Origin of the sequence: Brevibacillus sp. MCWH (genome assembly GCF_013096935.1) — a bacterium.
Lineage (GTDB): Bacteria > Bacillota > Bacilli > Brevibacillales > Brevibacillaceae > Brevibacillus > Brevibacillus aydinogluensis.
In genome coordinates, this window is the sequence record NZ_SDLF01000141.1 from 1 (window position 1) to 461 (window position 461).

2 pseudogenes are annotated in these 461 nt (G+C 37.3%); both read right to left on the bottom strand.

Features of this window, described 5'->3' with window-relative positions:
* Positions 1-222: pseudogene (locus ETC00_RS19770) on the bottom strand (molecular chaperone HtpG); the annotation flags it as partial.
* Positions 223-391: 169 nt separating this feature from the next.
* Positions 392-461 (bottom strand): annotated as a pseudogene (locus tag ETC00_RS20790) (hypothetical protein); the annotation flags it as partial.

The following is a 461-nucleotide window of genomic DNA, read 5'->3' on the forward strand; positions in this document are numbered from 1 at the left end:
GGTTAATGTTCTCGCATCTTTGTCAGCTGCGACCTTTATGTAGTAACTGTCTTTATCAAACGTAAGCGCATCGTCCGTAAGCGCTTTGTAATAGATTTTGTCAATCGCATCACTCGAATTGGAGATTAACTCGCGCAGGAAAATTTCTTTTTGGGTATAAATGGAGTTAATCATCATATCCAGCAAGCGTTTAGACTCTGCTTTAAACTCTTTTTTCGCCACTCTTGATCGCTCCTTTACCATTATGTAAACCCTTTTCAGCATCTATTTATCACATAAGATGACAATTGTCAATTAGATTGATAGATGCATATATATATGTAAATTTAACATTAGTTGGATTTGTTTTCACTCTTTTTCTCACTCATTCTCATAAAAAAGAGAGGCTTCATCATCCTCTCTTTTTTTCTGTGTCATTCCAGCGGCCAAACTCCCGCTTCATCCATATATGCACCGGGTAG